Below are 26309 nucleotides of genomic sequence, written 5' to 3' on the forward strand. Positions count from 1 at the left end.
ATGGGGGGCGCAGGGCCAGGACCCGCTGGACGAGGGAGACGGAGATGAGCAGGCATGCGGCACCCCCGCCCCGTCTCGCACTGCCCCCGGAAGACCGCCTTCGCTCCCCTCGTACAGGGTGGACGCGGGCGCACTGGGAGGCCGTCGCCGACCATCTGCTGGACTCCCTGCGGCCGTACGTCAGCCCGCACGGAGCGGCCGTGCACCTTCCCGGACCCGCCAGTTGGTCCGGTCGGCGGACCGACGGCCTCGAAGGGTTCGCCCGCAGCTTCCTCCTGGCCGCCATCCGCCTGGCCGGCGCCGGAGGCGCGGACCCGGCCGACCGGGCCGGGCGCTGGGCACGGGGACTGGTCGCCGGAACCCGCCCCGGTGGCCCGGAGGCGTGGCCGGCCCTCACCGACGGCAGCCAGCAGATCGTGGAAGCCGCCGGGATCACCCTCGCCCTGCACCTGTCCAGGCCATGGCTGTGGGACCGGCTCGCCCCCGCCGAGCAGGACCGCGTCGCGCACTGGCTCTCCGGCGTGGTCGGCCGCCGCACCCGGGACAACAACCACGTGCTCTTCCAGGTCGTCACGGAGGAGTTCCTGCACTCCATCGGCGCCATCGGCGACCGCGGCGGCATCGAGTCGGGGCTCGCGCGGGTCGAGGAGTGGTACCGCGGCGACGGCTGGTACCAGGACGGACCACGCCACCGCAGCGACTACCGCGACACCCGTGACGGAAAGATCCGCTCAGGGCCAGGACCCGGCTACGACGCCGGTGACCGCTTCGACTACTACAACGCCTGGGGATTCCACCTCTACACCCTGCTGTGGGCACGCATGGCCGGCGCCCGCGGTGCCCAACGCGCCGCCGTCTACCGGGAACGGCTCCGCCTGTTCCTGCGGCAGTACGTCCACCTCTTCGGCGCGGACGGCGCCCCGGTCCACCACGGCCGGTCACTCGCCTACCGGTTCGCCTCGCTCGCCCCCGTCTGGCTCGGCTCCTGGGAAGCGGACGAGCCGCCGCTGCCGCCCGGACTCACCCGCCGTCTGGCGAGCGAGACCCTGCGCCACTTCGTCAGACACGGCGCGCCTGACACCCGGGGGCTGCTGCCGCTGGGCTGGTACGGGCGGTTTCCGCCGGCCACGCAGGCGTACAGCGGCCCCGGAGCGCCGTACGCCGCGAGCAAGGGCTTCCTGGGACTGCTCATCCCGCCCGACCACGCGGTGTGGACCGCGACCGAACGCCAACTGCCCATCGAGGAAGGCGACTTCACTCTCCCCATGCCCACCCCCGGCTTCCTCGTCCACGGCACCCGCAGGGACGGCCTGGTGCGGCTGCTCAACCACGGCAGCCACTATCTGACGGCCCCGCCGTCCGCACACCGGGACGATCCGCACTACGCCAAGCTGGCCTACTCCTCACGCACAGGACCGGAAGTCGGCGAAGCCGCACCCGAGCGGTTCGACAACCACATCGCCCTGATCTCCCCCACCGGGGCCGTCTCGCGGCGGGAACGCATCCACCGCGTGCCCGTGCCCGGCACCTGCATCGCGTCCTGGCACCACCCGCGGACCGACGGCACCGCACCGCCCGGCGCATGCCGCATCGACAGCGTGTCCGTCGTGTGCGGCCGGTGGGAGGTCCGCGTGCACCGCGTCACCGCGCCCGCAGGCTGGACGGTCCGCGAGGGCGGCTACGCGCTCGCCGACCGCACACCCCCCACCCCCCACACCGCGGGAACACACGCCACGGCACGGCGCACCGACGGCCTCACCAGCGCCGTACTCGGCCTGCACGGCTGGAGTTCGGCACACGTACGGAGCGGGACCGGCACCAACGCCTTCGGCCCCCATTCAGCGGTCCCGTACGTCTGCGGAGCCACGAGGCCGACGGGCGACGGCCTCTACGTGTCAGCCGTCCTGCTGGGCGAATGCCCCAAAACCACCCTCGCCGAGGTGCTCCCGCAGCGATGCGCGGTAACCGTCGACGGCCTCACGGCCCGCCTCCGAGCCCCCGGACAAGGACAGTTGCTGATCAGCCCCGGCGCACCGCAACCGGTCGTCGCCGACTCCGGCGGCCACCGCTCCGCCGCCGACACCTGGCTGGACGAGTGAGTCCGACGGACCGGAGGGGGGCACCCGTGTCACATTGCTCCGAGCTGTTCCGTCAGAGGGGGGCAGGCATCAACAACAAGGAGTCGCCATGCATGCTCGCTTGAACCTCCTCGGCAACACCATCGCAGCCCGGTCCCTGCGCCACATCATCTCCGCGGACAAGGTGCTCGCGGACTCGACGCTGCCGACCGCGACGCAGGAGCTGGTGAAGCTCCGCGCCAGCCAGATCAACGGCTGTGGCTTCTGCACCGACATGCACACCAAGGACGCCACGCACGCCGGGGAGACCTCGACACGCCTCAACCTGGTCGCGGCCTGGCGCGAGGCGAAGGTGTTCACCGACGCCGAGCGCGCCGCCCTGGAACTGACGGAGCAGGGCACCCGCACCGCCGACGCGGCCGGCGGCGTCACGGACGACGTCTGGGCGAATGCCGCCAAGCACTACGACGAGGACCAACTCGCCGCCCTGGTGCTGGGGATCGCCATCATCAACGCCTTCAACCGCGTGAACGTCATCGTCCAGCAGCCCGCCGGCGACTACCAGCCCGGCCAGTTCGGGTAAGCGCCCGACGGGCGACCCCACGCTCGGCCCGTAGCCGTCAGCCTGCGGCCAGGACCTCCACCCCGAGCGCCTTGAGCCGCTCGACGACCGGGTCGTGGAGGTCGGCGTCGGTGATCAGCCCACTGACCTTCTCCCAGGGCAGGACACGGAACCGCGATGCCGTGCCGATCTTCTCGGACGAGGCGAGGACGTAAGTCTCCGCGGCCCGCGCGGACAAGGCTCGCTTCATCGCCGCTTCATCGGCGTCTCCGGTGGTCAGCCCCACATCGGGGTGCACACCGGTGACGCCGAGCAGGCAGAGGTCGGCGGAGACGTTCTGCGCCGCCTCGACCGCGGCGGCACCGCAGGTGACCGCCGAGTGCTTGAAGACGCGACCCCCGAGCAGGAAAAGCTCCGCGTGCGGATGGTCGAGCAGGGCCGCGGCGATCGTCGGACTGTGGGTGATCACGGTGCAGGCAAGATCCTGCGGGAGCGCGTGGGCGACGGCGAGTGCGGTGGTTCCGCCGTCGAGAATCAGCGCACCGCCCGGCCGCACCAGTCCGGCGGCCACCGAGGCGACCTTCCGCTTGCCGCCCGGGGCCACGGTCTGCCGGGCGGCATAGCCGACCACCGCCGGCGAAACGGGCAGCGCGCCACCGTAGACCCGCTGGCACAGCCCTTCGGAGGCGAGATCGCGCAGGTCGCGCCGCACGCTGTCCTCGGAGATCCCCAGTGCGACGGCGACATCCTTGGCGACGATCTTGCCCTCGCGAGCGAGCAGACCCAGCAGGTGATCGCGCCGTTCAGCAGCCAGCATGCACATTCACTCCCGTTCTTGCACGTTTCTGCATGTACGGTAACACCCACGACCGACGAAGCAGAGACCCCGCCGCACCCCGCAGGAGACCGCGTGACGAGCCGCCCCGGCATCGACATCCCCGACCACCGTGGCCGCACCGGCCTCGACCGGGCCGGACGCGGCCTGGACCGCAACCCCGACGTCGTGATCCGCGACGTCGAACTCACCTCCCAGGGCTGGCACGTCCTGCGCCGCACCACCTTCAACTACCGCCGCCGCGACGGACGTTGGGAAACCCAGCAGCGCGAGACCTACGACCGCGGCGACGGCGCCGTCGTCCTGCCCTACGACACCGAACGCGGCCTCGTCCTGCTCACCCGCCAGTTCCGCTACCCGGCCTACGTCAACGGCCACCCCGACGGCATGCTCATCGAAGCCGCCGCAGGACTGCTCGACGCGGACGACCCGCCCGCCGCCATCCGACGCGAGAGCGCCGAAGAACTCGGCGTCACCCTCGGCCCGCTCACCCACGTCCTCGACGCCTACATGAGCCCCGGCTCCGTCACCGAACGCCTCCACTTCTTCGCCGCCCCGTACACCCCGGCCGACCGGACCGGAACCGGCGGCGGACTCGAAGAGGAAGGCGAGGACATCGAGGTCATCGAACTCCCCTTCACCGAGGCCCTCACCATGACCCGCGACAGACGCATCACCGACGGCAAAACCGTCCTGCTCCTCCAATGGGCAGCCCTGAACGGCCCTTTCACCGCCACAGCGCCCCCGCATGACAAAGCGAACGAGGAACAGCAAAGGAACCTCAGCACCCAATAACGCAGGCCACCACCCATAGGCCGGCATTCAGCAGCGGGACTTCCCGCTCGCGCGCTCCGCCGTCGCCCGCTCCAAGTCCCAGGACCTGGACGGCTGGGCGCTGCGGACGGGACTGCCACCGGTGGCGGCGAGGGCCGCCCCCCGGCCGTCGCGCAGGCCGCGGAAGTCGGCGTCCCCCCTGACGCGCCCTCGCGTCCACTGTGCGTCCACCGGATCTTGGTCTGAACGAATGAACGAGGGCCGCCACTTCGCAGTGGCGGCCCTCGTTTCACGTTTCCGCAGGTAGAAAGGTTCTTCGCCCTGAGTGCCGCGGTGGGGCGGGTGGGACTCGAACCCACGACCGACGGATTATGAGTCCGCTGCTCTAACCGGCTGAGCTACCGCCCCCGTCACGGCGCGTCGCGCACATTTGTGCGCGCCGTCTGCCGCAGCATAGCCGCTCATACGATCTGTTGCCCGTGTGGGTCGTCGTCCGGTGACCATGCACGCTCAAGAGGACTTCGATCACGGGGTGTTCGGTTCCATGGCGCACGAAAAAGGACCCCTTCCGGGGTCCTCTTCCTTACTGCTCCCCCGACTGGACTCGAACCAGTAACCCTCCGGTTAACAGCCGAATGCTCTGCCAATTGAGCTACAGGGGACCGAGCTCCCCCGACTGGACTCGAACCAGTAACCTGCCGGTTAACAGCCGGCTGCTCTGCCAATTGAGCTACAGGGGAATGCTCTGTGTGCCTCGAATGCACCGCTGTCCGGGCTTCCGGACGGCGCGCGTTCGCTGCGACACATACATTAGCGCAAGCAGGGGGGTGCTCCGCCAATCGGTATCGCCACGGGTGATCATCAGGCCCGCAGGGCAGGCGCGGCACAGCCCAGTGATCCGGTGCGCCCGGCACCGGACGGGATCGAGCGTCATCGGTACGCGGCGCCGTGGCAGGGGTGGCACGGGGCGGCTGCGGCGGGTGCGCGCCGGTGAGAGGAAAGGGTGGAGCGATGCGCTACCGGCTCACGTTCATCGCGGGACTGGCCGTCGGATACGTGCTCGGCACGCGGGCGGGCCGGGAGCGGTACGAGCAGCTGCGCAAGGGGGCCCGGCGGATCTCGCAGAATCCCGCGGTCCGCAACACCGCGGAGTCCGCGGCGATGGGCGGCAGGGAGGCGGCGTCCAAGGCGTTCGACAGGGTTTCGGCCAAGGTCGGCGACCGGCTGCCGCACTCGGTCACCGACCGGGTCAGGTCGCTGCGGGAGCAGCGCACCCCTGACCCCGACGACTGGGGCACCAGCAACACCTGAGGCGCCCGGCGCGTCCCGGCCGTCCCCGGGGTATGCCCTGGCGCCCCCGCCGTCCGCCGGATGGGGCATCATCTGGGGCCATGGGGAAAGTCGCCGGGTTGGACAGTTCGTCCGAGAGCACACGGATCGTCGTCTGCGATACGGACACGGGTGCCGTCATCAGGCAGGGGTACGCGCCACACCCTGCCGAGAAGGGGCCTGAGGTCGACCCGCAGGCGTGGTTGATGTCACTCGGCGAGGCCGCGGGCAACGGGCTGCTGGAGGGTGTGCAGGCGATCGGCGTCTCCGCGCAGCAGCACGGTCTGGTGCCGTTGGACGCCGAGGGCAATCTCGTGCGGCCCGCGCTGCTGGGCAACGACAAGCGGGGGCAGAGCGCCGCGGCCGATCTCGTCGACTCGCTGGGCGGGCGGACCGCGTGGGCGCAGGCGATCGGGGCGGTGCCGCAGGCCACGCATCCGGTGACGAAGCTGCGCTGGCTGGCGCGCACCGAGCCGGCGAACGCGGCCAGGATCGCCGAGGTCATGCAGCCGCACGACTGGCTGGCGTGGCAGCTGCTGGGGCGCCCGGCGCGGCGTACGACGGACCGTGGCGGCGCATCGGCCACCGGGTTCTGGTCGGCGGCCGACGAGGCGTACCGGCCTGACCTGGTGGAACTGGCGCTGGGCCATCAGGTGCGGCTGCCCGAGGTGCTCGGCCCGTCCGGGACGGCCGGGTTCACGCCCGAGGGGCTGCTGATCTCGGCAGGTACGGGCGACACCATGGCGGCGGCGTTCGGGCTCGGTGTCGGGGTCGGCGACGCGGTGGTGTCGCTGGGCGCGTCGGGGTCGGTGTTCGGCATCCACCACGAGGCGCTGGTCGATCCGGACGGCACGATCACCTCGTTCGCCGATGCGACGGGGCGCCATCTTCCGGTGGTGCACACCAGCAACGCGGTCCGTGTGCTGCGCGGTACGGCGGAGATGCTCGGCACGGACCTGGAGGGCCTGTCGGAGCTGGCGCTGAAGTCGTCGGCGGGTGCGTACGGCATGGTGATGCTGCCGTATCTGGAGGGTGAGCGGACGCCTCATCTGCCGCATACCGCCGGGTCGTTGCACGGGATGCGGCGGGAGAGCATGAAGCCGGAGCATCTGGCGCGGGCCGCGGTCGAGGGCATGCTGTGCGGGCTCGCCGACGCGCTGGATGTGCTGCGCGGGCGTGGTGTGGCGGTGCGCCGGGTGTTCCTGCTGGGCGGGGCGGCCGAGCTGGGTGCCGTGCAGGCGGCGGCGCCCGCGCTGTTCGGCGTGCAGATCGTGGTGCCGCAGCCGGCCGAGTACGCGGCGCTTGGTGCGGCGCGGCAGGCGGCCTGGGCGCTGGGCGCGGCGCACGGCACGCTCGCCCCGAACGACGGCGGCTGGGTGGAGCCGCCGCAGTGGCCGGCGGCGGCGAGCCAGGTCTTCGAGCCGGGTGAGGAGCTGCCGGTGGGCCAGGCGGTGCGCCAGCAGTACACGGCGGTGCGCGATGAGGCGTATCCGGGGGTGTTCGGGCAGCAGGGCTGAGCCGGGCGTGACGGTGCGGTCGGTGGCCGGTGCGCGGTCTCAGTCGAGGTAGCCGCGCAGCTGGTCGGCGAAGGCGTGGTCGCGGAGTTTGTTGAGGGTCTTGGATTCGATCTGCCGTATCCGTTCGCGGGTGACGCCGAAGATCCGGCCGATCTCCTCCAGGGTGCGGGGGCGGCCGTCGGCGAGGCCGTAGCGGAGCTGGACGACCTTGCGTTCGCGTTCGCCGAGGGTGGACAGGACGGTGTCGAGGTGTTCGCGCAGCAGCAGGAAGGCGGCGGATTCGACGGGTGAGGCGGCGTCGCCGTCCTCGATGAGGTCGCCGAACGCGACCTCGTCCTCCTCGCCCACGGGGGCGTGCAGCGAGACCGGTTCCTGGGCCAGGCGCAGCACTTCGCCGACGCGTTCCGGGGTGAGGCCGAGCTGGGCCGCGATGTCGTCGGGGGTCGGTTCGTAGCCGCGTTCCTGGAGCATCCGGCGCTGGACGCGGACCACGCGGTTGATCAGTTCGACGACGTGGACCGGGACGCGGATGGTGCGGGCCTGGTCGGCGAGGGCGCGGGACATCGCCTGGCGGATCCACCAGGTCGCGTAGGTGGAGAACTTGTAGCCGCGGGCGTAGTCGAACTTCTCGACGGCGCGGATCAGTCCGAGGTTTCCCTCCTGGACGAGGTCGAGCATGGTCAGCCCGCGGCCGATGTAGCGCTTGGCGACGGAGACCACGAGGCGGAGGTTGGCCTCGATCATCCGGCGCTTGGCCATCCGGCCGATGACGACCAATTTGTCGAGGTCGAAGGCGAGTTGGGAGTCCAGGTCGGGGGTGCAGGCGAGTTTTTCCTCGGCGAAGAGGCCCGCTTCGACGCGGCGTGCGAGGTCGACCTCGTCGGCGGCGGTGAGCAGCGGGATCCGGCCGATCTCGCGGAGGTACTGGCGGAAGAGGTCGGATGACGGGCCGCCGGTGTCGGGGCGGGGCGGCGGCTCGGGGGCGGGGCCGTCGGCGATCGTTTCGGCGGCCGGCGGTTCGGCCTGCTGCGGCACGGTGGCCGGGCGGGCGCCCGACGCCACGTCCCCGGTCTGCTGGGGCAGGGCCTTCTCGGGCGCGGCCTGCGGGGCGCCGGCCGGCGCTCCGGGGAGACTCTGGGTCTGCACGGGGGCGACCTCCAGGGTGATCGCCGCAAAGGCGGCGGAAAGGCCGGGAGCGGTCGCGGCCGAGCCGCTGTCCGTCCCGTACGACGCGAGTGGCTGCGCGGGAGATGCACGGCCCGGGTGACCGGGTGTGCCGCGCTCCGAACTCTCAGGCACCGCTTTCAGTGTGGGGTACGACACAGGCCCGCCACGAGGGGCGTGCGTCCACTTTTTGCGTTCGTTCCGTGACCGGCCGGCTACGTCGGGGTGTCAAGGGCGGGCGCGGTGCGCGGCCGTACGCGCCCCTGGGGGTCACCTCAGAGGGCGGCGTAGCCGCGTTCGCGGAGGGACTGGCCGTACTGCTGGAGGACCCAGAGTTCGTTCTGGACGGCGTTGAGGTGCTCGGGGTCGGCGCGCGGGCCGAGGCGCTGGAGGGTGCCGCGGATTTCGGTGACGCGCTGGTTGACGGCTGCCAGGCGGACGGCGACGAGCTGTACGCCGGCGTACGCCTCGTCGGGGTCACGGCGGGTGTGCAGGGGCTCGACGAAGAGTTCGGTGACCATGGCGCGGACGGTGTCGTCGGGGGCGGCCTCGCGCACCCGCTGGACGTAGCCGTCGTCGGCCGCGCCGGCCGTGGCGCCGCCGGCGTCCTCGATGCAGCGGCGGACCGTGGCGTAGGGCGGGGCGGTGAACTCGTCGATGCCGTAGGCGTCGAAGGCCGGGGAGACGAGGTCGGGGCGCTGCAGGGCGAGCTTGAGCAGTTCGCGTTCGACGCGGTGGGCGGGGCTGCGGAGGTTGAGGGCGGGGCCGCGGGGGCCGGCGGCCCGGGGCTCGGGCTCGGCGGCGCGTTCCTGGCCGCGGGGGGCTCTGCGGCCCTGGTCCTGGCCGCCGCCCCGGCCGCGTTCGCGGGCCCAGCGGGCGAGCTGGCCGACGCGGCGGACGACGAACTGGGTGTCCAGGATGCCGAGCATGCCGGCCAGTTGGACGGCGGATTCGTGCTGGATGGAGCTGTTCTTGATGTGCGCGACGATGGGCGCCGCTTCGTCGAGGGCGGCGGCGCGGCCGACGGTGGTGTCGAGGTTGTGCCGGGAGACGAGGTGCCGCAGCGCGAACTCGAAGAGCGGGGTGCGGGACTCGACGAGGTCGGTGACGGCCGCGTCCCCCTTGGCGAGGCGGAGGTCGCAGGGGTCCATGCCGCCGGGGGTGATGGCGATGGAGGTTTCGGCGGCGAATTTCTGGTCGTCCTCGAAGGCCCGCAGGGCGGCTTTCTGGCCTGCGGCGTCGCCGTCGAAGGTGAAGATGACCTCGGATCCGGAGTGGTCCATCAGCAGCCGGCGGAGGATCTTGATGTGGCCTTCTCCGAAGGAGGTGCCGCAGGTGGCGATGGCGGTGGTGACGCCGGCCAGGTGGCAGGCCATGACGTCGGTGTAGCCCTCGACGACGACGGCCCTGCTGGTCTTGGCGATCTCCTTCTTGGCGAGGTCGATGCCGTAGAGGACCTGGGACTTGCGGTAGATGGGGGTTTCGGGGGTGTTGAGGTATTTGGGGCCGTTGTCGTCCTCGCGGAGCTTGCGGGCGCCGAAGCCGACGACCTCGCCTGAGATGTCGCGGATGGGCCACATCAGGCGGCCACGGAAGCGGTCGATGGGGCCGCGGCGGCCGTCCTGGGAGAGGCCGGAGAGGATCAGTTCCTTGTCGGTGAAGCCACGGCCGCGCAGGAAGCGGGTGAGGTGGTCCCATCCTGCCGGGCTGTAGCCGACGCCGAAGTGCTGGGCGGCGGCCTGGTCGAAGCCGCGCTCGGCGAGGAAGGCGCGGCCGATCTCGGCCTCGGGGGAGTCCAGCTGCTCGGTGTAGAACTGGGCGGCGGCTTTGTGCGCCTCCACCAGGCGGGTGCGTTCGCCCTGCTGGCGGCCGGGTGCGTAGCCACCCTCTTCGTAGCGCAGGGTGATGCCCGCCTGGGAGGCGAGGCGTTCGATGGTCTCGGCGAAGGAGAGGTGGTCGATCTTCATGATGAAGTCGACGGTGTCGCCGCCCTCCTGGCAGCCGAAGCAGTGGTAGAGCCCCTTGGCGGTGCTGACGTGGAACGACGGGGACTTCTCGTCGTGGAAGGGGCACAGGCCCTTGAGATTGCCGCCGCCGGCGTTGCGGAGCTGGAGGTACTCGGACACAACGGCGTCGATCGGGACCGCGTCCCGAACCGCCTTCACGTCGTCATCGTTGATCCGTCCTGCCACGCGTGAATTCTACGGCCGGGGTCGGACAGTCCCCTCCACGCCTCCGGTTCAGCGGACGGCCGGGGCGGTGGCCATCAGCTCCACGAAGCGTTCCAGGCCGATGTTGCCGCCGGAGACGATCACGCCGATCCGGGCCGGCAGCGGGTCGACGCGGTGGGCGGTCAGGGCGGCCAGCGCGCAGGCGCCGCTGGGCTCCGTGACGATCTTCAGCCGTTCGAAGGCGAACCTCATGGCGGCGCGGATCTCGTCGTCGCCGACCAGGACGACGGAGTCGAGCAGCTCGCGGTTGATCGCGAAGGTCAGCTCGCCGGGGGTGTCGACGGCCTGTCCGTCGGCGATGGTGCGCGGGACGGGGATCGTGACGGGCCGGCCGGCCTCCAGGGAACGGCGGGTGTCGTCGCCTGCCTCGGGCTCCACGCCGATCATGCGGATGCCGGGGACGAGCGCGGTGGCGGCGGTGGCGCATCCGGCCATCAGACCGCCGCCGCCGATCGGGGTGAGCAGCGCGTCCAGCGGCCCGGTCTCCTCGATCAGCTCCAGGGCCGCGGTGCCCTGCCCTGCCATGACGTCCGGGTGGTCGTAGGGCGGGATCAGGGTGAGGCCGCGGTCCGCTGCGAGCTTTTCGGCGAGTGCGGTGCGGTCGCCGGTGTAGCGGTCGTAGGTGACGACCTCGGCGCCGTAGCCGAGGGTGGCGTCCCGCTTGGAGCGCGGGGCGTCCTCGGGCATGAGGATGACGGCGGTGGTGCCGAGTTCCCTGGCGGCGAGCGCCACGGCCTGGGCGTGGTTGCCCGACGAGTACGCGGCGACCCCGCGGGCGCGCTGCTCGGGTGTCAGGCGGGAGAGGGCGTTGTAGGCGCCGCGGAACTTGAAGGCGCCCATGCGCTGGAAGGACTCGCACTTGATGAAGACCTCGGCGCCCACCAGCGCGTCCAGGGTGCGCGAGCGCAGTACCGGCGTGCGGTGGGCGACACCCGCCAGTCGCGCCGCGGCGTCACGGATGGCGTCGAGGGTGACGGCCGCGGCGGGGCCGGTGGGCTGGTCGGTGCCTGCGGGGCCACCGGTGCTGAGGCTCATGGCCTCACGCTACGGCAGCAGCGATTCCAGCGGAACCTCCGGATTCGCCAGTGCTTCGGCGTCCAACGGGTGCCCGGAGCGGATGAGTTGCTGGATGGGGCCCGCGACGTCCCAGACGTTGACGTTCATCCCGGCGAGCAGCCGGCCTTCGGCGAGCCAGAAGGCGGTGAACTCGCGTTTCGCGACGTCGCCGCGGCAGACGACCTGGTCGTAGGAGCCGGGCGGGGCGTAGCCGGAGTACTCCATGCCGACGTCGTACTGGTCGGAGAAGAAGTACGGGACGCGGTCGTAGCTGACCTCCTGGCCGAGCATCGCGCGGGCCGCCGCGGGGCCGCCGTTGAGTGCGTTGGCCCAGTGCTCGACGCGTACCCGGGTGTCCAGGAGGGGGTGGTCGGCGGCGGCGACGTCGCCTGCCGCGTAGATGTGCGGGTCGGAGGTGCGCAGCGCGGCGTCGACGGCGATGCCGCCGCCCGTCGCGCGGTCGGCGATGACCAGTCCTGCCTGTTCGGCGAGTGCGGTGCGCGGGGCGGCGCCGATCGCGGCGAGCACGCCGTGGGCGGGGTGTTCCTCGCCGTCGTCGGTGCGTACGGCCAGCACCATGCCGTCCTGGCCGACGATCTCGGTGAAGCGGGCGCCGAAGTGGAAGCGGACGCCGTGTTCGCGGTGCAGGTCGGTGAAGAGGCCGCCGAGTTCGGGGCCGAGCACGGTGTGCAGTGGCGTCGGTTCGGCCTCGACGACGGTCACTTCGGCGCCGTAGGAGCGGGCGGCTGCGGCGACCTCCAGGCCGATCCAGCCGGCGCCTGCGATGACGAGGTGGCCGTTGTCGCGGCCCAGGGAGGTGAGGACGCCGCGGAGGCGTTCGGCGTGCGCGAGGCGGCGCAGGTGGTGGACGCCCGCGAGGCCGGTGCCCGGGATGTCGAGGCGGCGCGGTTCGGCGCCGGTGGCCAGCAGCAGCTTGTCGTAGACGATGAGGGTGCCGTCGCCCAGGCGTACGGTCCTGGCCTCGGGGTCCAGGTGGACGGCGGGCTGTCCGAGGTGCAGTTCGATGTGGGCCTGGGCGTACCAGCCGGGTTCGTGGACGAAGACGCTGTCGCGCTCCTCCTTGCCGAGCAGGTATCCCTTGGACAGCGGCGGGCGCTCGTACGGGTGGTCGCGCTCGTCGCAGATGAGGATCACCCGGCCGGTGAAGCCCTCCGCGCGGAGGGTCTCGGCGGCTTTTGCGCCGGCCAGGCCACCCCCGACGATGACGAACGTCTGGTGTGCTTCGACCACTTGCTTCCTCCTCGTTCTCGGTGCCGTACGCCCGCTCACGCGGCCGTGCACGTCCCCGATCGTCCCCCGGTGATGTGTTCCCCCCGGTATGTGCTCCCCCGTTCCTCCCGTCTACCTTCCCTTCTGCCCCGGCGTCACCTGAGGTGTCGCCCGCGGCGACATCCTGGGTGTCCGATGCTGCCCGGCGCCGGATCCGTGGCGCCGGTGGTGTCCGAGCGTCCCGCACGGAACGTGGGGACGGAAGGGGTTCCGTCCCTTCCGGGTCACCCCTGGTTGTCCCCCGGTGTTTTGGGGGGCCGGGTGAGGCGGGTGTGCAGGCTACGGGCCGAGGCGTCGGTGAGGGCCGCGATCTGGTCGATGACGGCCCGCATCCGGGCGGTGTCGTCGTCCGCCGCGTCGAACAGCGACCGGAACTGCGGGTCGAGGCCGACGGGGGCCCGGAACTGGAGGGTGTCGGCCAGTTCGGCGATCACGATGCGCTGCTCGGCGCGGAGCGCTTCCTGGTCGGGCCGTTGCATCACGTAGCGGTCGGCGACGGCCTTGAGAACGGCACATTCCAGTCGGGTTTCGTCCGGAACCACCAGGGTGGCGCGGTAACGGGTGAGGCGCCCGGTGCCGTATGCGGCGCGGGTTGCCGACTCCGCTGCCAGGCAGAAGCGGCCGATCAGTTGGCTGGTGGCGTCCTTGAGGCGGGCCTGGGCGAGCGCGGAGCCGTCGTAGCCGTGCGGCCACCATTCCTGGTCCAGGAGGCGGTCGAGGGCGGCGGCCAGTTCCGCGGGGGCGGCGCCCGGTGCGTAGCGTGCGGCGGCGACGTCGAAGATCTCGGCGCGTTCGGGGTCGGCGAGCAGCAGGCCGGGGTCGAGGTGCCCGGCGTGCAGGCCGTCCTCGACGTCGTGCACGGAGTAAGCGACGTCGTCGGACCAGTCCATGACCTGCGCCTCGAAGCTGCGTTCCGTCGCGGGGGCGCCCTGCCGGAACCATTCGAACACCGGCAGGTCGTCCTCGTAGACGCCGAACTTCGGGGAGCCGGGGTCGGTGGGGTGCGCGCCGCGCGGCCAGGGGTACTTGGTGGCGGCGTCGAGTGCGGCGCGGGTGAGGTTGAGGCCGACGCTGACGGCGCTGCCGTCGGGCGCAGGACTGAACCGCTTGGGTTCCAGGCGGGCCAGCAGCCGCAGGGACTGGGCGTTGCCCTCGAAGCCGCCCCAGGGCGCGGCGACTTGGTTGAGCGCCTGTTCGCCGTTGTGCCCGAACGGCGGGTGGCCGAGATCGTGCGCCAGGCAGGCGGTCTCGACGAGGTCGGGGTCGCAGCCGAGTGCGGCGCCGAGTTCGCGGCCTACCTGGGCGCATTCCAGGGAGTGCGTGAGCCGGGTGCGCGGGCTGGCGTCCCAGAGGTGGCTGAGGCTGCCGGGGGTGACGACCTGGGTCTTGCCTGCGAGTCTGCGCAGCGCGGCGGAGTGCAGGACCCGGGCCCGGTCGCGCTGGAAGGCGGTGCGGCCGGGGCGCTTGTCCGGTTCGTCGACCCAGCGTTCGGCGTCGGACGGTGTGTAACCGGGGACGTCGTGCGCGCCGGGCGGGCGGCCTGGCGGGGCGTCGCCGCGCGCGGCGGGCCCTGCGGCGGCCGGCCCGCCGGTGGCGTCGGGGCCGGCGCCGCGGGGGTCCGCGTCCCGGCCGGTGCTCGGTGGTGTGCCCGTCATACTGCGACGGTAGCCGCCCCGGTGCCGTAGGGGCCGGAAGCGCTACGCGCCAGGAGCACCTGGTCGTAGCGGTGCAGTACGAGGCGGGCCAGCGCGGGGTGGTCGCCCAGGGGCGCCGCCGCGGTCCCGGGGGCGTCGGCCGCGCACTGCGCGGCGAAGCGCCCGGGGGCGGTGAAGCAGGAGGCGACGGCGATCCCGTGGTGGCCGCGTGCGGTCAGTGCGCGTACCGCTTCGGCGACGGTGGGGCGGGCCGCCGACGCGTAGGCGGGCAGGACGGGGATGCCGCCGAGCCGGGCCGAGAGCAGCTGTGCGACGGCGGCGGTGCCGACGGCGGAACGGGGGGCGCGGGAGCCCGCGGCGGCCAGGATGACGGCGGTGTGGCCCGGGGCGGGGCGGTGGTGGGGCGCCGCCTGTGGGGCGGGGCGCGATTGCCCGGCCTCCGGGGTGAACCCGGCTTCCGCCAGGCGGCCGTGCAGCGCTTCGGCGAGCAGCGGGTGCGGGCCCAGGGGTTCAGCGATCCGGCCGGTCAGGTGGGGCGCGGTGGCCAGCGCGGCCGGCAGGTCGTGGGTGACGTGGTGACCATGGCCGAAAAGCAGCGGTACGAGGACGGTGTCGCCGCGCAGTCCGTCGAGTGTCCCGGCGAGCAGCGGCCGGTTCAGCTCGATGTGGCCGAGCCGGACGGGCAGGCCGGGGCGCAGCGCGCGGACCCGTGCCAGCAGCGCGCGGACGGACCGCAGCGCGCGGGGGTCGCGGCTGCCGTGGGCGACCGCGACGAGCGTGGGGGCGTGCGGCGGCCGTGCCACGGCCCTGGCCTGACGTGCGCCCCGGCTCACGGCCGTTCCCTGTGGCCGGGGCGGGCGCGCGGCCGGGCCGGTGGCCGCGGCGGGTGGCTGCTGTGCTGTCGGCGCCGTCATGGCCCGAGCCTCGCGGCCGGGTGTTGCCCCGTCGTTTCCCGGCGGGGAACTCCGGGTGACCGACGGCCCGCTGCGGGCGGACGGGCCGGTGCGAGGGTCCGGTCACCTGCCGGAAACCGGGGGTGTCCCGGGCGTAACGGGCGTGCGGGAGGCCGGTTCGGGGACACGGTCCGTTCCCGTCCGGCAACGGGTGCGTTCCCCGGCGCACGGCGGGGCCCCTGCGCCCGGGAGGCGCAACGCACGCCGGGCGACGGCCTGTTGGGGCCACCGGGCGGGGCGCTCGGGCCGTCCCGCCCGGTGGCGCGCGCGTGGCCGTGACCGCCCGGAAGGCCCTACGCCTGGTGCGCGTCCACTTCCTTGAGGTACTTCTCGCGGGTCGCCTCGTCCAGGAACGCCGCGCGGAACGAGTTGCGGGCCAGGGTGCGCAGCGTTTCCTCGTCCAGCCGGAGTGCGTCGCGCACGGCGGTGAAGTTGTCGTCGGCGTAGCCGCCGAAGTAGGCGGGGTCGTCGGAGTTGACGGTGACCAGCAGCCCGGCGTCCAGCATCGCGGGCAGCGGGTGGTCGGCGAGGTCGTCGATGACGCGGAGCCTGACGTTCGACAGCGGGCAGACGGTGAGCGGGATCTGCTCGGTCACCAGGCGGGCCACCAGCCGCTCGTCCTCCATGCAGCGCACGCCGTGGTCGATGCGGTCCACGCCGAGGAGGTCCAGGGCCTCCCAGACGTACGCGGGCGGGCCCTCCTCGCCCGCGTGCGCCACGCACTTGAGGCCGGCTTCCCTGGCGAGCGCGTAGACCTCCTGGAACTTCGACGGCGGGTGCCCGACCTCCGCCGAGTCCAGGCCGACGGCGGCGATCCGGTGGAGGTGCGGGCGGGCCGCCTCGAAGGTCGTCAGGGCCGATTCGGCGCTCTCGTCGCGCAGGAAGCACATGATCAGGCGGGTGCTGATGCCGTACTTCTCCTGGGCGGTGTCCAGGGCGCGGGACAGGCCGTCGACGACGGTGCCGATCGGGACGCCGCGGGCGGTGTGCGCCTGCGGGTCGAAGAAGATCTCGGCGTGCCGTACGCCCTGGGCCTGCGCGCGGGCGAGGTAGGCGTCCGCGAGGTCGGCGAAGTCGTCATCGGTGCGCAGGACGGCCATCAGCGCGTAGTAGAGGTTCAGGAAGGACTGCAGGTCGGCGAAGGAGTAGGCGCGGCGCAGTTCGTCCTCGGTGGCGTAGGGCAGGGTCACGCCGTTCCGCTCGGCGAGGGCGAACGCCAGCTCGGGCTCCAGGGTGCCCTCGATGTGCAGATGCAGCTCCGCTTTGGGGAACGGCTTCTGGCGGGCGGGGGCTGCGGACGGGGAGGAAGACACGCGGGTCACACCTGTTCTGCGGTTCGGGAAGGGCCCTCCTTACGGGAAGGCCCCTCCGTGCGGGAGGGATTCCCGGTACCGGAAGGGTCCTCGTTTCGGGAGGAGCCCTCCAGGTTAGCCGGGCCGCCGGCCGGCCAGTCGCCGCCCTCGACGGGGGTGCCGGTGGCGCGCAGCCGGGTGGCGAGCGGCTCGGCCGCGAGGTACACCCAGGCCCGTACGGTCCGGCCGTCGGAGCGGGCCGCCTCGGTTTCGACGCGTTCGTAGAGGTTGTCCCGGCCGCCGGGTGTGTAGCCCTCCAGGAGGTCGAGGGTGCGGCGCACGCCGTCGTGGTCGGCGGCGCGCGGGGTGATCAGGGCGCCGTGGATCCGGGCGTCATCGGGGCCTGCGACGGCGTAGGGGTAGCCGGGGCCGTCGTAGAGCAGGGCGCCGCTGATCGTGGCGGGCTCTTCCGACGCGGTCCTGCCGCGCAGGGTCCGTGCGTGGTGGCGCCCTCCGGGGCGCAGCGTTCCGTAGACGAAGAACGGCAGGCGGTCGGGGCCGGGGGTCATGACGGCACGTATCCGGGCCGGGCGGCTCGTCCGGCCACCGGCTTCGTCGTCTCCACGGGCTGCGCGCGCACGGGATCGGCTTCCTCTCGTCGGGTGCGCCCCCGGGCGGGGCGCCTCCCCGGGGCGGCGGGTGCTTCTCCTGCAACCATGCCAGGCCGTGCCGCGTCGCTGCCCCTGAGACGGAGCGACCGCCGGCACGGGATGCGGCCGGGCGGGGTGGAACAAAGGAGCGGGGATGCGCGGGCCTGGGCTGATGCGGCGGATACGGCTGCCACGCACCCGGCGGGGGTGGCGGCGTGCGTACCAGGTCGTGGTGGTGCTGACGGTGCTCGCGCTGGCGCCCGCGACGTGGCTGAACACCTCGGCCGGCCCTCGGATGCGCACGGTCGCCGCGGCTCCGCACGCGCCGGTCGCCGTGGTGTTCGGGGCCGGGCTGTGGGACGGCGAGCCGTCGCCCTACCTGGCCGACCGGCTGGATGCCGCCGCCCAGCTGTACCGGCGCGGGACGGTGCGGGCGATCCTGGTGACCGGCGACAACAGCCGGGACGACTACGACGAGCCGGGCGCGATGCGCGGCTATCTGGAGCACCACGGCGTGCCCGCCCGCCGGATCGTCGGCGATCAGGCGGGCTTCGACACCTGGGACTCGTGCAGCCGCGCGCACCGGATCTTCGGCGTGGACCGTGCGGTGCTGGTCAGCCAGGACTTCCACATCCGGCGGGCGCTGGCGCTGTGCGCTGCGGCCGGTATCGACGCGTACGGGGTCGGCGTCGCCGCGCCGCGCGATGTGACCTGGGCGTACGGCGGCGTGCGGGAGATCTTCGCGGCGGGCAAGGCCGCGGCCGACGCGGCGCTGCGGCCCGACCCGCACTTCCTGGGCCCGCGCGAGAAGGGCCTCGCGGCGGCGGTGCGGTGACCGGGGCGACGGCTGCGGCGGCGCGGGCGCCCCGGGAGGCTCAAAATCCCGGGGGACGCAAGGTCCGAGGCTCAGAGTCCCGGGGCCTCAAACCGCCCGCCGCCGCCCGGTGTTGCACCCCGCGCCTCGCGCCCGGTCCCGTGCGGCCGTGCTGTGCGCTCAGGCCATGGTGGCGCGGGTGTACAGGGTGAGGAGTTCGATTCCGTAGTACGGGCTGTAGGAGGTCCGGTCCGCGTGCGGGCCGGACGGTCCGCCGCCGTTGAGGCCGCCGATGTTGCCGATGATGCGGCCGGTCCTGGTGTCCTCGTCGAAGTGGGTCAGCCAGGGGCTGCCGGATGTGCCGCCGTAGAACCCGCCGCATTCCATGCGCAGTTGGCGGTGGCCGGTGAGCCGGGTGGTGCGGGTTTCGCAGCGTACGGCCCGGTCCTCCGGGTCGTTGCGGACGGACGGGTAGCCGATGACGGAGACGTCGTTGGTGTAACCCGGTGTCGGGGAGAGGGTGTTGCCGCCGGTCACCGCTTCGATCCGACGGCCGCGCCGGTCCGGGGCGACGGTGGCGAACGCGAAGTCCAGGTCCGATCCGTCGCCCGTGGTGCCGTGGCCCGGGTAGGTGAAGGAGCCGGTGATCGCCCACACTCCGTACGGCTGCTTGGCCGCGCCGGAGCGGTACTGCGGGACGAACGCGGCGTTCGAGCCGGGGTTGCAGTGGCCCGCGGTGAGGATGAGGTTGCGGTGCGGGCTGCGCACCACGCTCGCGGTGCAGTAGTGGGCCCGTGAGTCCTTGTCCACGGAGAACAGCACACCGACGGACGGGATGCCGTCGAAGTGCCGGGCGTGGGGCGCGGCGTCCGCAGCGGGTCCGGTGCCCTGCGTGGCGGCGTCGGCGACCGGCTTCCCGGTGGACGGCTCCTTCACGGACGGGCCCGGGGAGGCGTCCCGGTGCGGGGCGGAACGGGGAGTGACGCTTCCCCCGGGGACGGCGGCGGCCATCTTGCGGGGAGTCCAGAAGTCGGCCGCCTCGGTGGTGTTCCAGGCGGGGTCGGCGGATGCGGCGAGTATGCGGGGGGAGGTTTTGGAGGCGCCGGCCTTGGTGTCGGTGTGGCTGGAGGTGCTGGGATGGCTTGGAGTCGCGGCCGTGGCGCCGGGTGGTGGTGCGTCGCCCGGGGCGGCGCCGGCCTGGCTCAGGGAAGCGGTGGCCAGGCACAGTCCGAGCCCGGTGCCGAGCGCGGCGGCGGCCACCCTCATCCGTCGTCGTGTCATGTCAGCGGGTCTCCTCTGCAACCCAGGCCAGATACCCGGCTGCTCCGCGGGCCACCGGAGTGGCGATGATCTCGGGGGTGTCGTAGTCGTGCGCCGCCAGGATGTGGGCCTCCAGCGCGTCGTAACGGGCGGCCGTGGTCTTGAACAGCACCTGCCACTCCTGGCTGGTCTCCACGGCGTTCTGCCACCGGTACACCGAGGTCACCGGTGCGCTGATCTGCACACAGGCCGCCCCCCTGGCCTCGATGGCACCACGCGCCAGCTCCTCGGCCTTCCGTTCGCTGTCGGTGGTCGTCATCACGGTCAGGTAGCGGGTCGGCCCCTCGTCGGGGCCTGCGGGCTCGTACGGGTCGGTCACGGATGCGCACCCTTCGGGCTCGGGACAGCGGCGGGGATCGTGGCCGCGGCTTGGCTTCGCTTGGCCGGCTTGGCTTGCGCTTGGCGACGAGAACGATCATGCGCAGGGTACGGGCGGCGATGAGGGGAGGTCGACGCCGACTCGGGCCACCAGACGCTCCTTATCGCGCTCTTGGGGCGATAAGGAGCGGTCACCGTCGGTCCGGGGAACGGAGGGGTGGGTGAGGGGGGTGACGCGGGTGGGGTCCGATACGGGGCGGGGGCGGCCCGCATGTGGGGGCGGGCGGCCCGGAGCGGCGCGGCCCGGCGTCGGTCGCTCCGCACCGGCTACGGGATGCCGGTCGAGCAGGAGGAGTCGGCTGCGCGGCGCCGTCCCGTGCTCCGGCTTGCGTCGGCCGTGGCGCGGTCCACGATGGAATGGGAGGCCACGCCGCCGGCCCCGGAATCGGAAAGGCCGCACCATGGACGACGACCGGAACGACCTGAACGTTCTCGTCCGCGATCAACTCGACGACGCCAAAGCCTCCGCACACGGCCGCAGCGCGCACTTCTTCCTGCACGACGGGCCGCTGCGGCAGACCGTGATCGCCCTGATCGCGGGCTCCTCGCTCGACGAACACAACGCACCGCCCGCGGCCAGCCTCCAGGTACTGCGCGGCCGGGTACGGCTGACCGCGGCGGGCGGGAACCGGGAGCTGCGGGCGGGTGAGATCGTGCCGATCCCGCACGAGCGGCACGGACTGCGCGCCGTCGAGGACTGCGCGGTGCTGCTCACGGCGGTCACGGCGGTAGCCGAACCGGCGCCCTCGACGACCGGCTCGGCGACCGCGCTGGGCTGACGGGGGCGGTCGGCCTGCCACGCCGGCGCGGTTGCGGGCGACGGGTGCGGTCGCGAGCGACGAGTGCGGCCCCACCCCCCTCCCATCCCAATCTCAAATAATCCCTTTCCAGTCTTCACATCTTTCTGAATTTTCCATAGACTCCAGACATGACCAGCTCGAAGGTGCAAGCGAAGGTGCCGCTGACCGGGGCGCAGGAAACCCTGCTCGCCACGCTCTACGGCAGGGCGATCGACAGCCGCTCCAAGCGGCCGGTCCTCGGCGACCCGACGGCCGTGGACGCGGTGCGGCGCATCGACTACGACTTCTCCAAGGTGCGGATAAGCGCAGGTGACGCGGGTGCCGTCGCCCTGCGTGGCCGCCAGCTGGACGAGTGGACGGCGCAGTTCCTCGCGACGCACGAGCAGGCCACGGTCGTCCACCTCGGCTGCGGACTGGACAACCGCGTCCACCGGCTCGATCCGGGGCCAGGCGTGCGGTGGTTCGACATCGACTACCCCGAAGTGATCGACCTGCGGCGTCAGTTGTACCCGGAGCGGCCCGGCTGGACGGGTATCCCCGCGTCCGTCACGGATCCCGGCTGGACGGCGAGCCTGCCGTCGGACCGGCCGACGATGATCGTGGCCGAGGGCCTGCTCATGTACCTGACCGAGGCGGACGGCACAGCGCTGCTACGGCGGCTGATGGCGCATGCGCCCAGCGGGGAGCTGGCCTTCGACGCCTTCAGCCCGTTCGCCATCCGGACGCAGCGGATCAACCGTGTCGTCACCGACGCCGGGGCGACGCTCCACTGGGGCACGACACCGGCCGGCATAGCCCGGCTGAGCCCGAGGCTGGAGCTGCTGGAGACCATCAGCGCACTCCAGATACCCGGCCGGGAGAAGCTGCCGGCCGGGTACCGGATGATGGCCCGCCTCGCGGGCCTGGTCCCCCCGGTGCGCAACATGGCCCGGATGTATCACTGCCGGCTCCACTCGGAGGCAGCAGGCGTCGCGGGGTAGCCCCTCCGTGAAGTCCGGAACAGCGCAGTGGGAGCGCGCGGGAGGTCAGCCCGCGAACCACTGGTCGAAAGCCAGCTTGCACAGCAGGGCGACGACCACGACCACCAGCACACCCCGCACGAATCCGGCACCCCTCTTCAGCGCCATCCTGGCGCCCACCATGCCGCCGATGAGGTTGAACAGCGCGAGCAGAGCGCCGAGTTGCCACAGGACGGTGCCCTGGAAGGCGAACATCGTGAGCGCCCCGATGTTGGTGCACACGTTGATGACCTTGGCGGTGGCGGACGAGGTGACCAGGTCCATGTGCAGGACGGCGGCGAGCGCGACGATGAGGAACGCGCCGGTACCGGGGCCGATCAGGCCGTCGTAGAAGCCGATACCCAGCCCGGCGAGGAGGACGGCCGCCAGCACCCGCTGCCGGGTGACGGGCCCGGACGGCGCGGGGGCGGTCCCGAAGGCGGGGCGCACGAGCACGAACGCGAGCACGGCGAGGAGGATGACCATGATCACCGGTCGCAGCACATCGCTGTTGATACCGGCGGCGAAGAACGCCCCCGTGAGCGAACCGGCAAGCGCGGCAAGGCCGATACGCAGCGCGATGCGTACGTCGATCGGGGTTTTGCGGAGATAGGTCACGGCGGCTGCCGTTGTGCCGACGATGGCGGTGGACTTGTTGGTGCCGAGGACGAAGGCGGCGGGGGTGTGCGGCAGTCCGACCAGCAGCGCGGGGAGCAGCAGCAGTCCGCCTCCCCCCACGACGGCATCGATCCAGCCGGCGGTGAGAGCCGCCAGACACAGCAGGGACAGGACGGTGAGCGATATGTCAGCGGGCACCAGGTGATCCTACGAACGCGCCAGGTCGTTCCCACCCGAGCTGGGGGTGCTACGGACCGGATACGGCCGAGGATTTGGTGGCGCGGGTGCGACATCCGTAGTAGAGGGAAAGGGCGCCAGTAGGAGGGAACGTCGGCGGTCGCTGCGCGGGGCGCGATCGGTAGACCGGTAGGGCGGGCTGCGGCTGCGGCTGCGGCTGCGAGCCGAGGGCAATCCGCAGGTCCCGGCACCCATGCTCAGTCGCATGTCCTCCCCTTCAGGAACCGCCGGTTCGAGAACTGCTGGTTCAGGAACTACCGGTTCAAGAACTGCCGGGTGAAGAACTGTCGGGTGAAGAACTGTCGGAATCCGGGTGGTTCCCGGGCTACGTGGGAAGAGGTGGGTGATGACTTCAGGCGATTGCCTCAGGCGATGACGTCGGCGGTCGCGGGCAGCGCGGCGGGCGGCACGACTGGGCCGGGACGGGGCGGTGCGGCGGGCCGCAGGGCGTTGCTCGCCGCCACCGCGGGCGGGATCGTCGAGTCCTTCGACTGGACGCTCTACGCCGTACTCGCGCCGTACTTCGCCGTGCAGCTGTTCCCCCACGACGATCCGGTGACGGCGGTGCTGGGCGCGTATCTGGGCTTCGCGGTCGGCTTCATCGTCCGGCCCTTCGGCTCGTACGTGATGGGGCGGATCAGCGATGCGCGGGGGCGGCGTTTCGGGCTGATGCTCGGCATGGCGCTCACCTCGGTGACGAGTGTGCTGGTCGCGGTGGTGCCGACGGCAGGGGTGATCGGGGTCGGTGCGCCGGTTCTGCTGGTGCTGTTGCGGCTGGTGCAGGGCGTGTCGATGGGCGGCGCGAATTCGAGCGCCGCCGCGTATGTCGCCGAGACCGCGCCGCGCCGGATGCGCTTCGTCTACAGCGCGATCTCCTACTCCGGTGTCGTCGTCGGCAACATCCTGTCGTTCGGCGTGCTGACGGTGTTGCTCGCGACTCTCGGAACGGGCGGCGTGACCGCGGGCGGCTGGCGGATCGGCTTCCTGGTGGCGGCGGTGCTGGGGCTGACGGCGCTGTGGATCCGGCGCGGCGCCGAGGAGAGCGGGGAGTTCACCGAGCAACGGGCGAGCGGTGCTGCCCGTACGGGTGCCGGGCGGCGCGCGTTGTACCGGGCGCAGGTGCGCAACAGCGTGGCGGTGTTCCTGACCACATTCGGCGTCACCGTCGGGTACTACTTCGGGACCACGTATCTGCCCCAGTACGCACACCAGTTGGGGGTGGTGTCGGACACCGAGTCGGCGGTTTCGATGCTGTTGCCGCTGCTGGTGCTGATCGGGGCGATGGTCGGTGTCGGGTGGGTCGGCGACCGGCTGGGTGCGCTGCGCACCTTGCGCGCGGGGCTGGGCGCGCTGGCCGTGGGGACGGTGCCGCTGATGCTGGCGCTTGCGCATCGGGCGCTGCCGATGTGGCTGGTGACCCTCGTCTACCTGGTGCTGATCGCGGCTCCGCTCGGCCTGGTGAACGTGCTGTTCGCGGGGCTGTTCCCGGTGGCGGTGCGGGTGGTGGCGATGGGAGTGCCGTCCATGGTGGCGACGGGACTGTTCGGCGGCACCTTTCCGCTGCTGGCGCAGGCGCTCGGCAGGGCCGGACAGTTGTCGCTGGTCCCCGTGTGGGCCGCGGGCGCGGCGGCGGTGTCCTTCGGCGCGACGTTCCTGATCCGGTTGCCGAAGGGGCGCAGGGAGGGGGGTGGCCGGTGACTGTGGTGGGCCGGTGTGGCCGGTGACTGTGGTGGTCGGAGTGGCCAGTGACCGGAGTGGCCGGAGAGTGGCCGGAGTGAGGGGGTGGGGCGGGGCGGGGGGGAGAAGGGGGGAGGGAGAGCCCGGTGCCCGCCCCTCCCCCAGGCACCCCTCCCCTCCCCTCTCCTCCCCCGCGTACTCAGGAGAAGGTGCTGGAAGAGCTGGCCGGGCTGCCGCTGGAGGTGCGTACCGGTGACGGGGTCAGTTCGGTGACCGCCGTGCTGCGGGGCGGACGGCCGGGCCCTGTAGTACTGCATATGGACGCGCTGCCGGTGTCCGAGCGGACCGGCCTGCCGGGCGGGACTTGACGGGCGCGGATCGGGTCTGCGCGGCGTTCTCGCGGGCGGTGGCCGCCCGCGGTGTGCGCAGCCCGTACCCGTCATCACCAGCCGCGTTCCTGCTCGGCCGGCAAGGCGTCGTACCGGTCGGTGAACTGGCCGAAGAACTCGTCGCTGCGGTCGGAGGCCGAGGCCGCGAAGCAGGCGGTCCGCCGGCTCGAAGGCCAAGGCCGCCGGGGCGTGGAGGCCCGCCTCCAGCCGCTTCAGGTCGAGCACTGCCCGACCCTACCCAGATGTGCGTTGAGCCTGAGCTTCCGTCAGCCGGGAAAGGCGATCCCGGAACGCATAACGATCTACCGCTGGAGTAACTAAGCTGATGTCAGTTCTTTTTTAGTATCCCAACTCCTGGCAGGAGAACGGTCGATGAGTCGTTATGCCCGGTTGGCATTTACCGAAGGTGTCCGGCATGTCCAGGAGGAGAAGGGCAGCGCTCCGGCCATGCAGCGTCTGCTCAGGGGGGACACCGGGGAACCGGATCCGCTGGGCCCCGCAGAAGCTGCCTTCATCGAGTCCCGCGACGGTTTTTACCTCGCCACGGTGGGCGAGACCGGTTGGCCGTATGTCCAGTTCCGCGGAGGGCCTCCCGGGTTCGTCCACGTGCTGAACGAGCGGACCCTGGGTTACGCAGAGGTGCGAGGGAATCGCCAGTACATAACAGGCGGCAATCTTCGCACCAATAATCGAGTTTCCATGTTCTTCATGGACTACGCCAGCCAAACTCGACTGAAGGTTTTCGGCCACCTGGAGCCCAGGACTCCATCCGACATCCCGGGGATTGACGTCCAATTGAGCGCTGCGCGCACCGAAGGGCACCCGGAGTGCTTGATGATCGCTCACATCGAGGGATTCGCCTGGAACTGCTCCCAGCACATCACTCCACGATTCACCCGGGATGAGGTCACTCGCGCCCTGGGCCCGCTCTACGAGCGGGTCGCGCAACTGGAGCAGGAGAACGAGGAGTTGAAGTCGCGGCTCGAAGAGCGGGGTTGAGGCGGACGCGAAGCATCAGGGGCGGCGGGCGAGCAGGATCTCGGCGATTGCCTTGGCCTGGAGGGCGGGAGCGGCGGAGCGGATGCGCTGGGCCGTAACATGCGCGCCATCCATCAACATAAGGAATTGCTGGGCGAGTTGCCGTGGCTCCGGGTGGCCCGCCTCGGTCAGCAGGTCGGCGATGTATTCGGCCACCGCCTGCTTGTGCTCGGCGGCCAGCCGGTAGACGGGACTGTCGAGATCGGTGTCCTCGATCATCGCGTTGATGAAGGCGCAGCCGCGGAACTCGGAGGACGCGAATCGTTCGGCGAGGGCGTCGAAGATCGCCAGGGGAGCGCCGCCGCGGGCGGTGACGGCCTGCTCCAGCCAGGCGCGCCAGCGTTCATCGCGACCGCGCAGCACGGCCAGGGCCAGGTCCTCCTTGCTGGAGAAGTGGCGGTAGAAGGACGCGCGCCCCACGCCGGAGACCTCCAGCAGGCGTTCCACGCCCACGGCTCGCACTCCTTCGGAATAGAAGAGTTCATCGGCGGTAGTGAGAAGACGTTCACGAGCTCGGGTGGCCATACCTCTCACTCTAATCGTCTTGACATTATTCGGAACCGAGTGGTACCGTCCCGCAAAATGGTACTGATCGGTTCCGAATGTCTCAGCTTGCGCCCCTGAATGACTCAGTCTGTGCGCCTGGAGGAATGA

The 26309-nt window shown here is 71.9% G+C and carries 23 protein-coding genes, 3 tRNA genes and 1 pseudogene; 11 read left to right on the forward strand and 16 right to left on the reverse strand.

Going from position 1 to position 26309, the window contains the following annotated elements; translation table 11 throughout:
- The first annotated feature begins 44 nt into the window (after window positions 1-44).
- Entirely contained in the window at window positions 45-2099 is a 2055-nt protein-coding gene (locus ACGFNI_RS03225; RefSeq protein ID WP_393680067.1) for a DUF2264 domain-containing protein, read from the forward strand.
- 88 nt (window positions 2100-2187) lie between these two features.
- The gene (locus tag ACGFNI_RS03230; protein ID WP_393680069.1) at window positions 2188-2661 is read left to right on the forward strand and encodes a carboxymuconolactone decarboxylase family protein; all 474 of its coding nucleotides are present in this window, start codon (window positions 2188-2190) and stop codon (window positions 2659-2661) included.
- A gap of 37 nt (window positions 2662-2698) precedes the next feature.
- Here ACGFNI_RS03230 and ACGFNI_RS03235 read toward each other — a convergent pair whose 3' ends face one another.
- Complete coding sequence (locus tag ACGFNI_RS03235) at window positions 2699-3457, reverse strand: DeoR/GlpR family DNA-binding transcription regulator (RefSeq protein WP_393680070.1); 759 nt, start codon at window positions 3455-3457, stop codon at window positions 2699-2701.
- Window positions 3458-3550: 93 nt separating this feature from the next.
- On the opposite strand from ACGFNI_RS03235, the gene ACGFNI_RS03240 reads away from it, so the two are divergent.
- Window positions 3551-4270, forward strand: coding sequence for an NUDIX domain-containing protein (locus ACGFNI_RS03240; protein WP_393680072.1), 720 nt, complete (start codon window positions 3551-3553; stop codon window positions 4268-4270).
- Window positions 4271-4583: 313 nt separating this feature from the next.
- Here ACGFNI_RS03240 and ACGFNI_RS03245 read toward each other — a convergent pair.
- The 3 genes from ACGFNI_RS03245 to ACGFNI_RS03255 all read right to left on the reverse strand — a co-directional run bounded on the left by ACGFNI_RS03245 (window position 4584) and on the right by ACGFNI_RS03255 (window position 4989).
- Window positions 4584-4657: transfer RNA gene (locus tag ACGFNI_RS03245), tRNA-Ile, on the reverse strand.
- Between the two features lie 181 nt (window positions 4658-4838).
- A tRNA-Asn gene (locus ACGFNI_RS03250) sits at window positions 4839-4911 on the reverse strand.
- 5 nt (window positions 4912-4916) lie between these two features.
- Window positions 4917-4989, reverse strand: a tRNA-Asn gene (locus tag ACGFNI_RS03255).
- A gap of 271 nt (window positions 4990-5260) precedes the next feature.
- Between ACGFNI_RS03255 and ACGFNI_RS03260 the strand changes: the two genes are divergently transcribed.
- A complete protein-coding gene (locus ACGFNI_RS03260) occupies window positions 5261-5560 on the forward strand; it encodes a YtxH domain-containing protein (protein ID WP_393680074.1) in 300 nt (99 codons plus the stop codon).
- Window positions 5561-5640: 80 nt separating this feature from the next.
- A complete protein-coding gene (locus ACGFNI_RS03265) occupies window positions 5641-7095 on the forward strand; it encodes an FGGY family carbohydrate kinase (protein ID WP_393680076.1) in 1455 nt (484 codons plus the stop codon).
- A gap of 39 nt (window positions 7096-7134) precedes the next feature.
- Here ACGFNI_RS03265 and ACGFNI_RS03270 read toward each other — a convergent pair whose 3' ends face one another.
- The 8 genes from ACGFNI_RS03270 to ACGFNI_RS03305 form a co-directional block, all read right to left on the reverse strand.
- Window positions 7135-8394 carry an RNA polymerase sigma factor gene (locus ACGFNI_RS03270; RefSeq protein WP_393680077.1) on the reverse strand — a complete coding sequence of 420 codons (1260 nt, stop codon included), beginning with the start codon at window positions 8392-8394 and terminating at the stop codon, window positions 7135-7137.
- A gap of 140 nt (window positions 8395-8534) precedes the next feature.
- Window positions 8535-10451: a DNA primase gene (gene dnaG, locus ACGFNI_RS03275; protein WP_393680079.1), complete on the reverse strand. Its 1917-nt coding sequence runs from the start codon at window positions 10449-10451 to the stop codon at window positions 8535-8537.
- A 48-nt stretch (window positions 10452-10499) separates the two neighbouring features.
- Window positions 10500-11525, reverse strand: coding sequence for a threo-3-hydroxy-L-aspartate ammonia-lyase (locus tag ACGFNI_RS03280; RefSeq protein WP_393680081.1), 1026 nt, complete (start codon window positions 11523-11525; stop codon window positions 10500-10502).
- Window positions 11526-11534: 9 nt separating this feature from the next.
- Entirely contained in the window at window positions 11535-12797 is a 1263-nt protein-coding gene (locus ACGFNI_RS03285; protein ID WP_393680083.1) for an NAD(P)/FAD-dependent oxidoreductase, read from the reverse strand.
- A gap of 263 nt (window positions 12798-13060) precedes the next feature.
- On the reverse strand, window positions 13061-14491 hold the full coding sequence (locus ACGFNI_RS03290) for a deoxyguanosinetriphosphate triphosphohydrolase (RefSeq protein WP_393680085.1): 1431 nt from the start codon (window positions 14489-14491) through the stop codon (window positions 13061-13063).
- Window positions 14488-15405, reverse strand: a complete 918-nt coding sequence (locus tag ACGFNI_RS03295) for a sirohydrochlorin chelatase (protein ID WP_393680087.1) — start codon at window positions 15403-15405, stop codon at window positions 14488-14490. Before ACGFNI_RS03295 ends, ACGFNI_RS03290 begins: the two co-directional genes overlap by 4 nt.
- A 332-nt stretch (window positions 15406-15737) precedes the next feature.
- The gene (locus ACGFNI_RS03300; protein WP_393680088.1) at window positions 15738-16766 is read right to left on the reverse strand and encodes an adenosine deaminase; all 1029 of its coding nucleotides are present in this window, start codon (window positions 16764-16766) and stop codon (window positions 15738-15740) included.
- Entirely contained in the window at window positions 16763-17305 is a 543-nt protein-coding gene (locus ACGFNI_RS03305; RefSeq protein ID WP_393680090.1) for a gamma-glutamylcyclotransferase family protein, read from the reverse strand. The genes ACGFNI_RS03300 and ACGFNI_RS03305 overlap by 4 nt, the downstream gene beginning before the upstream one ends.
- 235 nt (window positions 17306-17540) lie before the next feature.
- Between ACGFNI_RS03305 and ACGFNI_RS03310 the strand changes: the two genes are divergently transcribed.
- Complete coding sequence (locus ACGFNI_RS03310; RefSeq protein WP_393680092.1) at window positions 17541-18221, forward strand: vancomycin high temperature exclusion protein; 681 nt, start codon at window positions 17541-17543, stop codon at window positions 18219-18221.
- A 159-nt stretch (window positions 18222-18380) separates the two neighbouring features.
- Here the strand turns inward: ACGFNI_RS03310 and ACGFNI_RS03315 are convergent, their stop codons facing one another.
- Both ACGFNI_RS03315 and cutA read right to left on the reverse strand, forming a co-directional pair.
- Window positions 18381-19481: a hypothetical protein gene (locus tag ACGFNI_RS03315; RefSeq protein ID WP_393680093.1), complete on the reverse strand. Its 1101-nt coding sequence runs from the start codon at window positions 19479-19481 to the stop codon at window positions 18381-18383.
- A 1-nt stretch (window position 19482) separates the two neighbouring features.
- Entirely contained in the window at window positions 19483-19779 is a 297-nt protein-coding gene (cutA, locus tag ACGFNI_RS03320; protein WP_393680343.1) for a divalent-cation tolerance protein CutA, read from the reverse strand.
- A 520-nt stretch (window positions 19780-20299) separates the two neighbouring features.
- Between cutA and ACGFNI_RS03325 the strand changes: the two genes are divergently transcribed.
- Both ACGFNI_RS03325 and ACGFNI_RS03330 read left to right on the forward strand, forming a co-directional pair.
- Window positions 20300-20677, forward strand: coding sequence for a cupin (locus ACGFNI_RS03325; protein WP_393680095.1), 378 nt, complete (start codon window positions 20300-20302; stop codon window positions 20675-20677).
- 149 nt (window positions 20678-20826) lie between these two features.
- Complete coding sequence (locus ACGFNI_RS03330; protein WP_393680096.1) at window positions 20827-21678, forward strand: class I SAM-dependent methyltransferase; 852 nt, start codon at window positions 20827-20829, stop codon at window positions 21676-21678.
- Window positions 21679-21723: 45 nt separating this feature from the next.
- Here the strand turns inward: ACGFNI_RS03330 and ACGFNI_RS03335 are convergent, their stop codons facing one another.
- A complete protein-coding gene (locus ACGFNI_RS03335) occupies window positions 21724-22512 on the reverse strand; it encodes a sulfite exporter TauE/SafE family protein (RefSeq protein ID WP_393680098.1) in 789 nt (262 codons plus the stop codon).
- Window positions 22513-22923: 411 nt separating this feature from the next.
- Between ACGFNI_RS03335 and ACGFNI_RS03340 the strand changes: the two genes are divergently transcribed.
- The 3 genes and pseudogenes from ACGFNI_RS03340 to ACGFNI_RS03350 all read left to right on the forward strand — a co-directional run bounded on the left by ACGFNI_RS03340 (window position 22924) and on the right by ACGFNI_RS03350 (window position 25616).
- Window positions 22924-24249, forward strand: a complete 1326-nt coding sequence (locus tag ACGFNI_RS03340; protein ID WP_393680100.1) for an MFS transporter — start codon at window positions 22924-22926, stop codon at window positions 24247-24249.
- Between the two features lie 125 nt (window positions 24250-24374).
- A pseudogene (locus tag ACGFNI_RS03345) lies at window positions 24375-24584 on the forward strand (amidohydrolase); the annotation flags it as partial.
- A 405-nt stretch (window positions 24585-24989) separates the two neighbouring features.
- The gene (locus ACGFNI_RS03350; RefSeq protein WP_393680101.1) at window positions 24990-25616 is read left to right on the forward strand and encodes a pyridoxamine 5'-phosphate oxidase family protein; all 627 of its coding nucleotides are present in this window, start codon (window positions 24990-24992) and stop codon (window positions 25614-25616) included.
- A 15-nt stretch (window positions 25617-25631) separates the two neighbouring features.
- Here the strand turns inward: ACGFNI_RS03350 and ACGFNI_RS03355 are convergent, their stop codons facing one another.
- Window positions 25632-26180, reverse strand: coding sequence for a TetR/AcrR family transcriptional regulator (locus tag ACGFNI_RS03355; RefSeq protein WP_393680102.1), 549 nt, complete (start codon window positions 26178-26180; stop codon window positions 25632-25634).
- Window positions 26181-26309: the final 129 nt, after the last annotated feature.

This window comes from Streptomyces sp. NPDC048644, assembly GCF_043199105.1.
Taxonomy (GTDB): Bacteria; Actinomycetota; Actinomycetes; order Streptomycetales; family Streptomycetaceae; genus Streptomyces.

Bases quoted from the DNA above. Each gene is read 5' to 3' on its own strand.
- ACGFNI_RS03305 (WP_393680090.1), bottom strand. From the start codon at position 17,305: ATGACCCCCGGCCCCGACCGCCTGCCGTTCTTCGTCTACGGAACGCTG.
- ACGFNI_RS03225 (WP_393680067.1), top strand. From the start codon at position 45: ATGAGCAGGCATGCGGCACCCCCGCCCCGTCTCGCACTGCCCCCGGAA.
- ACGFNI_RS03340 (WP_393680100.1), top strand. From the start codon at position 22,924: ATGACGTCGGCGGTCGCGGGCAGCGCGGCGGGCGGCACGACTGGGCCG.
- ACGFNI_RS03295 (WP_393680087.1), bottom strand. From the start codon at position 15,405: ATGACGGCGCCGACAGCACAGCAGCCACCCGCCGCGGCCACCGGCCCG.
- ACGFNI_RS03350 (WP_393680101.1), top strand. From the start codon at position 24,990: ATGAGTCGTTATGCCCGGTTGGCATTTACCGAAGGTGTCCGGCATGTC.
- ACGFNI_RS03355 (WP_393680102.1), bottom strand. From the start codon at position 26,180: ATGGCCACCCGAGCTCGTGAACGTCTTCTCACTACCGCCGATGAACTC.
- ACGFNI_RS03260 (WP_393680074.1), top strand. From the start codon at position 5,261: ATGCGCTACCGGCTCACGTTCATCGCGGGACTGGCCGTCGGATACGTG.
- ACGFNI_RS03310 (WP_393680092.1), top strand. From the start codon at position 17,541: ATGCGCGGGCCTGGGCTGATGCGGCGGATACGGCTGCCACGCACCCGG.
- ACGFNI_RS03290 (WP_393680085.1), bottom strand. From the start codon at position 14,491: ATGACGGGCACACCACCGAGCACCGGCCGGGACGCGGACCCCCGCGGC.
- ACGFNI_RS03330 (WP_393680096.1), top strand. From the start codon at position 20,827: ATGACCAGCTCGAAGGTGCAAGCGAAGGTGCCGCTGACCGGGGCGCAG.
- ACGFNI_RS03265 (WP_393680076.1), top strand. From the start codon at position 5,641: ATGGGGAAAGTCGCCGGGTTGGACAGTTCGTCCGAGAGCACACGGATC.
- ACGFNI_RS03315 (WP_393680093.1), bottom strand. From the start codon at position 19,481: ATGACACGACGACGGATGAGGGTGGCCGCCGCCGCGCTCGGCACCGGG.
- cutA (WP_393680343.1), bottom strand. From the start codon at position 19,779: ATGACGACCACCGACAGCGAACGGAAGGCCGAGGAGCTGGCGCGTGGT.
- ACGFNI_RS03235 (WP_393680070.1), bottom strand. From the start codon at position 3,457: ATGCTGGCTGCTGAACGGCGCGATCACCTGCTGGGTCTGCTCGCTCGC.
- ACGFNI_RS03280 (WP_393680081.1), bottom strand. From the start codon at position 11,525: ATGAGCCTCAGCACCGGTGGCCCCGCAGGCACCGACCAGCCCACCGGC.
- ACGFNI_RS03230 (WP_393680069.1), top strand. From the start codon at position 2,188: ATGCATGCTCGCTTGAACCTCCTCGGCAACACCATCGCAGCCCGGTCC.
- ACGFNI_RS03325 (WP_393680095.1), top strand. From the start codon at position 20,300: ATGGACGACGACCGGAACGACCTGAACGTTCTCGTCCGCGATCAACTC.